This window comes from Oceanivirga salmonicida, assembly GCF_001517915.1.
GTDB lineage: Bacteria > Fusobacteriota > Fusobacteriia > Fusobacteriales > Leptotrichiaceae > Oceanivirga > Oceanivirga salmonicida.
Window position 1 is genome coordinate 1 of sequence record NZ_LOQI01000072.1, and the last position, 7,558, is coordinate 7,558.

The following is a 7,558-nucleotide window of genomic DNA, read 5'->3' on the forward strand; positions in this document are numbered from 1 at the left end:
ATACGAGATTAGCGAGTGTCTCGTGGGCTCGGATTTGTGTATAAGAGACAGATACTGTTCCATCTTTATTTTCAGTTCTATAAGCATTTAATCTTAATAAAGTATAAAATGGTACAAACATTTTTGATGATGGTTCTTTACCATCAAATCTAATATTTTTTATTCCAAAATTATATTCAAATCCTGCACCAAAACTTACAATGCCTAAGTCAACAGGAACAATTTCTCCACCAAGTATAAATCCCATACCATCTTTTTTAGTTTCTTTTACATTCTTTGTATTATCTTGTCTAAATCTTAAAAAGTCATATCCTACTTTTACATTAACTTCCCATGCAAAAACCGATGTACTTACTAAAAGTAAACTTAATATTAATTTTTTCATATTTTCCCTTTCCTCTACCAACTATATCCAAAATGGATTTCAAAGTTTAATATATTTTCTACATCTGATGGTTTAATATTTTTAAATGTTTTTAAAGTTCCCATATAAGCTGTAGATGCCCCAAGAGTAATTTTGTTAGGTAATTTTTTATCAAAACCTATTTTTAAATCATAATTTAAATGACCATCTGGTTTTTCATATAAATTAACATTAGTTTTAATATACTTATAGATATAAGCATCATAAGCTATATTAATTTTAGGTTCTAAGTATATACTTAACTCATCTTTAAAGTATTCTAATTTTAATAAAGCATTAAGGCTTCCAGTTAAATTAACACCTCTCATTGTATCTGTTAATTTACCTCCACCGAAACTAATGTATGTTCCTATACTTGGAGTAATATAGAAAATTTCTTTTAATTTTATTCTTTGATAATAACTTGCATAAATATCAAAGTTATTCGTTAATATCATTTTTTTATTATTTTTCTTATTAGGTGGTAATAAAGATAATCTATATCTTGCAAATCCTTTAAATTTGTTATCTACCTTTAATCCTAATCCTGTCATAACATGATGCACTAATTTATTACTATATTCAGTAAATATTGCTAATTTAATATCTTCTCTACCTTTAACTTGTAAAATAGTTCCACCTATTTTAATACCACTTAATAATTTTTCAAGTTCAAATTTACCATTAGTTATTACATTTTTTATTATTGGTATAACTGGCCCTAATTCTGCTTTAAAGAAGTACTTATCATCAAATCTTTCAACTATACTTGTATCATAATATTTCATAATATCTAAAATTTCTTTTAATTTTTTATTATCATATACATATACATTAATAGGTACTGTTGATACTGAATTATCTTTCATTGTAACAACTATATTTTGAACATACTCTCCTTCTTTTTGATTATCATATTTTTTTGTAGTATCCCATTTTATACTATCTTTATTTTCAATAAGTTTACTATTTATTAATTCATCTATATTTGTTACTACTGAATTAGCTTCTGGTAAATCTTCGTTTATAATTAAATAAACATCTTTAACCTTAATAGGATTTTTTAATACTATTACATTAACCTTAAATTGAGAAAATGCATCTGCATTATCAATTGATTTTAATGTTAATGGGAAAGATTTTTTATTTTGACCTTCCCAATTATTTATAATGGCTTTACCTGAAATTTTAAGTTCTTTTCCTTTTAATTCTTCTCCATTTGTATCATTTTCAGTAATATCAGAAACTAAATTATTTAATGTTATTCCTGTTGGTAAATCTCCATCTATAATTTCAAAAGATTTTATACCTGCTTTATCTAGTGCCTTGGCTAGTGATATTTCATTATATGCTATTTTCTCAGTTATAATTATATCTTTTGCCTTTATTATTGGTGGGTCTTGATCTAATACTTTTAGTGTTAAATACTCACCTTTATCTATTGTTCCATCTTTATATAATACTGTAAGTGTTATATTTTCTCCGTTTATATTTATAAACTTAGCTTTTAACATTTCTTGCGTAGCAATATCACTAGATTTTACTAAAAATCTAAAATCTTGTTTATCTTTACTTAAATTTGGGTCATATTTTAAACCTGGAACTTTTATTATCTTATCTAAATATGGATAATGTTTATAATTTTCACCATTTACTACTATATCATTTATGCCTTCATTTAATTTTTCCGCATTATTAAACCAAACTGTTATTGTTGCATTAGATGGTTTGTAATATTTATTAAAATCAAATATCAACCTATTTTTAGGCTCTTTATCATCTTTATCTAATACTCCATCTCCATCATCATCAGTATCTATTATATCTGGAATACCATCTCCATCAATATCTCTTAAAATTGTTATTTTTACAGTTTTTTCACTTATACTTTCTGCTTTTCCATCATTATATGTTACTGTATTAATAACTTTAATTTCTTTTTCTTGTATTTCAGGTTTATTAGTAGGTGTATCTTTCCAATCTAATTTTAATACTTTACCATTTAAAAGTTTTTTAGTCTCATTAAATTTAATTCCACCAAATACTTCTGCATTAGTTTTAGAATTTCCAGTTACATATTCTAAATATTCACTTTCTACTCTATAATTATGCTTATCTTTTTCTACATTTATACCTTTTAATTTTAAAGTATTTTCTATATCATCATATTCTATATCGGCAATTTTATTACCTTCTATTATACCTACTACTTTTTTATCTTTATCATTATCGTATATATCTTTGTATGAATATTCTTTACCTTGGTCATTTCCTTTTATAATATCTAATTTAGAACCTATATATTTTTTGTCATATATTTTAATATTAATTTTTATTTTTCTCATTGAATCATCTAAATATTTTATTATAGCAGTTTCTGTTTTTGCACCCTTAGTATTATATGTAGCAAATTCTTCATTTTCAACTATTCTATCAGCATCTACTTTATTTTCTATTTTAGCACTTACTATATATGGCTTAGTATCTAATATTTTCTTTAATTCTTCTAATAAATCAAATTTTTCTCCTATATAACCTTCTATATTTACTTCATCAAATACTGTACTATCTTTTTCTTCATCGCTTATAGTTTTTAATGTAAGTTCATTAGATTTTAATGCTTCATTAGTTTTATCTTTAACTATTACGCTTATTTTTTTACCATTTAAAGCTTTAAATTCTTCTTTTTCTGTATTTTCTGCTGGAAGATTTAATTTTAATTTTCCATTATCTAATTCTAAAGTATAAATTCCTTTTGCATCAGACTTAGAAGCATTTAATGTATAATTATTTCCAACTTTATCAAATACTAATTTTTCATTTCCTATATTGATTAATATTTCTACAATATCAGAATCAAGATTAGATATTAATATATTTCTATCTATATCTTTTGCCTTATCATTAACCTTATAATTATGTTCTAACTTAGCCATATTTATAGTTGAATCATAGTTTACTGAATTAGTTGTAACACCTGTGTCATTAGGATTATACCTATTAGTTATTACTGCAACTATACTCTTATTATTTAATTTATTAGTTATAGTATCAATATCTTTTGGTGTTATTATTATATTCCCATTATTTTCAACCTTAATTGAGTAAAGTACTGTTTCAGGATTTTCTATAGTCCATTTATTATTTCTATCTTTTTGTATAGTAAGTTTTGTATCACTATTATCTTTTAAAACTATTTTATTAGCATTAGTTCTACCTTTAACACCTAAACCATCTAAATCTAAAACAAATTCTTTTGGAAAACCATTATTATCTCCTAAATTTATTACTTGAAGACTAAGTTTAGCAGTTCCTGTTACTACTTCTAATTTATCTGGTGTCAAATCTCCAGACTTATTATCTTCATTTCTTTCAACTTTAAATGTTATTACTTTATCTATATATTCATTAGGGTAATTTTTTGCTTTTACTCTTACCATAATGTTTATAGTTTTTTCTAATTGTTCATCATTTTCCCAATTAGTTACTATTGCCTTACCTATTAAACTACCATTACTATCTAACATTACTTTAGTTTTATCTAAACCATCATAATTTATTTTTTTATCTGCTGTTTCAGATATTAGTATTCCTGTATTTTGTATTCCTATTAATTCATTTATTATTTTAGGATTTTGATTATTTAACACTAATGCAACTTCATTAAAGTCTACACCTTCTACTTTATTAGCAAGTGTATTTATATCAACCTTTAAATAATTGGCTTTTAATATAATTTTATTATTTTCTTTTAATTTATTTGCTAACTTATAATTAAATAATGTTTCTTGTGATATAATTTCACCATTTTTATCACTCCAAAATAAGAATTTTCTATCTGTATTTTCATTTATAGATATATTTTCTTTTTCAAGTTTAGATAATATTTGTTTAAATTTAGTCCCTTCTGTTTCATCATTTGCATCACCTATATATGTTTTAGCCACATATGTAGAAGTATTATTACTAAATTTCCCATCTGAATTAGTATCTAACTCAATGTCTAAATAATTTCCAGTATTCCCATTATTATCAAATATAGGTTTTATCTTTAAATCAACATTTATTATTTCTTCAACTCTACCTTCAACACCTTGTTCTGCTGGGTAAATTACTTTTATTTGTAATTTTTTATCTTCTAAACTATCAGTTGGGTAAACTAAACTTTGAGTTAATAACTCAACTACCGTTCCTGGTTTTTCTGCTTTAATATCATTCCAGTTTGCTATAACTTTATCTAAAAATTTATCTTTTAAGATTTTAGTTCTTTTTCCATTTTCTAATGTTGTAATTTGAGAATATTGAAAAACTTCTACAGGTGTATTAGGACTTGCTGGCTTTGCAGATATATGTGGTTCTATTATATAATTTGCATCAGCATCAAAAGCATTGGGTAAACCTGTTTGTAAATCAATAGTAGTAAATTGTTTATTTATACTATCATTACTTATATTTTTAGTTCCATATTCTCCAAATATTGCTAAATTAGTAATAACTTCACATTTATTTGTTGCACTATCAGAACAATCATTATTAGTGTTTTTAGTTACATTTAGTTTATTTACTTTTATTATTCTATATTTATGTGTTGAAGTATCAGTATCTCCTTTAAATGTAAGTGTTCCATTATATGTGTTTTCATTATTTGGTAATTTATTTGCATCATATCCAGGTATTCCAAAAAAATGTCCTGGTATTACTAATTTATCAATTTTCTCTGCTATAAATTTAAAATTTGAACTTCCTAATGAATTAGAATTTTGTTGTCTAAATGCAGTTAAATCCATATTATTACCTTTTATTTCATAAAATATATTTCCAACTGACGTTACTTTTCTTAAATTCCAATTTCTTGTATCTGGGTTGGCTGCTTTTGCATTATAAAACATTCTTCCCATATCTGTAACATTTCCCATAGTCCAATTAGTTGTATTTGGATTTGCCATTACTGCATTTAAAAACATTGAATTGGTAGTTTTTAAATTTGGAGACTTAAATCCTGCAGAATTTTCTAATTTTGCTTTAGGTGCATCTTGAAACATTGAATTTGCTTTTTCTAATGATGAAGCATTCCAAGTTCCTATTTCTGGATCTGCTACTTTTGCATTATAGAACATTAAACTCATATCTACTACATTAGATACATTCCAATCAGTAGTCATTGATTTACCATCTGCTTTTCTTAAAGTTGCTTTTTCTGTACCCAAAAACATTCTATGCATAGTTTTTACATTATGTGTATCCCATTTTGAAACATTAGGGTTAGCATTTTTCGCTCCATCGAACATACTTGCCATATCCTCAACATTTCCCATAGTCCAATCAGTTGTATCTGGATTTGCCATTACTGCATTTAAAAACATTGAATTTGCATTTTTTAAATTTGGAGACCTAAATCCTGCTGAATTTTCTAATTTTGCTTTTGGTGCATTTTGGAACATTGAATTTGCTTTTTCTAATGATAAAGCATTCCAAGTTCCTATTTCTGGGTCTGCTACCTTTGCATCATAGAACATTAAACTCATATCTGTTACATTAGATACATTCCAACCAGTAGTCATTGATTTACCATCTGCTTTTCTTAAAGTTGCTTTTTCTGTCCCAAAAAACATTCTATGCATAGTTTTTACATTATGTGTATCCCATTTTGAAACATCTGGGTTAGCAATTTTTGCTCCATCAAACATACTTTGCATATTTCTTACATTCCCAGTAGTCCAATCAGCTGTTTCAGGTTCTGCCATTGTAGCATTATTGAACATAGAGTTTGCGTTTTCTAAATAAGGCGATTTAAATCCTGCAGATTTTTTTAATGTTGCATGTTTATTTCCTTGAAACATTGAACTTGCATCTTCTAATCTTTCAGCATTCCAAGTTCCTATTTCTGGATCTGAAACTGATTTATTATAGAACATTAAATGCATAGTTTTAACTCTACCAACATTCCAAGTTCCATCTGCTTTTGCAATAGTCATTGACGTACCATCTGTTTTTCTTAATGTTGCTTTTTCAGCATCTCTAAACATAGAATCCATATTAGTAACTTTTCCTGTTTTCCAATTACTTACATCTGGATTAGCATTTTTTGTAGCATAAAATACCCCTGCCATATTTTTAACTTGCGAAACATCCCAGTTAGTTGTTTCAGGATTGGCTTTTTCAGTATCAAAAAACATATTTGCCATATTAACTAAATTTGGTGTTTTAAAACCTGCTGAATTTTTTAATGTTGCCTCATTATTTTTAGCAAACATATAACTTGCATTTTCTAGACTATCTGCATTCCAAGTTCCTATTTCTGGGTCTGATACTACTTTAAATTCAGAATTACCATCACTTGAAAACATACTTTGCATTGAAATAACTTTTCTAACATCCCAAGATATAGTCATTGATGCTCCATCATTTTTTCTAAGTTTTGCTGCTGCTGCATTATAAAACATAGAAGCCATGTTTGTAACATTAGAAGTTTTCCATTTACTTACGTCTGGATTAGCCTTTAATGTATAAGAAAACATAGCACCCATATCAGTTACATTACTAGTATCCCAATTACTCAAATCAGGAATATCAACTAAAACACCATAAAACATACCAGCCATATTAGTTACATTACTTGTATCCATATTGTTTGGTATATCTAATTTAATTTTAGTTCCAGTTCCTTTAGGATTAGTATATGTAAATATATTAGTTCTAAAAAAATTACTACTATTATCTGGGAACTTTATATTATTACTCTCAAATTTTAAAGTCGAAGTTTCTTTTTGTAAAATACTTTTATTTATTACTTCACTTTCCCATTTTGATTTACTTATTTTTCCACTTCCAGTTACTGTATATACGTTATTAGCTAACTCTATAAATACAGTATTTGAATTCTCCCCTATATCTGTCTTTTGGGGCAATGCCGATAGACTAAAAAATGCAAACATAAAAAAATATGTTAACACTTTGATTTTATTTTTCATTATTTATTCCTCCATTTTAAAGTGCATCCTATTATACTATTATAGCCCCCCCCCCCCCGTAAGTCAAGCTTTTTTTTTTTTTTTTCTTAAAACTACACTGTTAATTACGGGTAAACTTATAAATTTCCTTATAAACATTAACTTTTAGCGATTTAAATAATAATAAAAAAAAAATTTAATATTA

The 7,558-nt window shown here is 25.9% G+C and carries 2 protein-coding genes; both read right to left on the minus strand.

Translation table 11 applies throughout. The features are described from left to right. On the minus strand, positions 1–385 hold a 385-nt coding region (locus tag AWT72_RS07445; protein ID WP_156413105.1), incomplete at its 3' end, for a hypothetical protein. Positions 386–399: 14 nt separating this feature from the next. Continuing rightward, positions 400–7,374 carry a BspA family leucine-rich repeat surface protein gene (locus AWT72_RS07450; protein ID WP_067143136.1) on the minus strand — a complete coding sequence of 2,325 codons (6,975 nt, stop codon included), beginning with the start codon at positions 7,372–7,374 and terminating at the stop codon, positions 400–402. Positions 7,375–7,558: the final 184 nt, after the last annotated feature.

Excerpts from the sequence above, each read along its gene's own strand:
- AWT72_RS07450 (WP_067143136.1), bottom strand. The coding sequence starts at position 7,374 with ATGAAAAATAAAATCAAAGTGTTAACATATTTTTTTATGTTTGCATTT.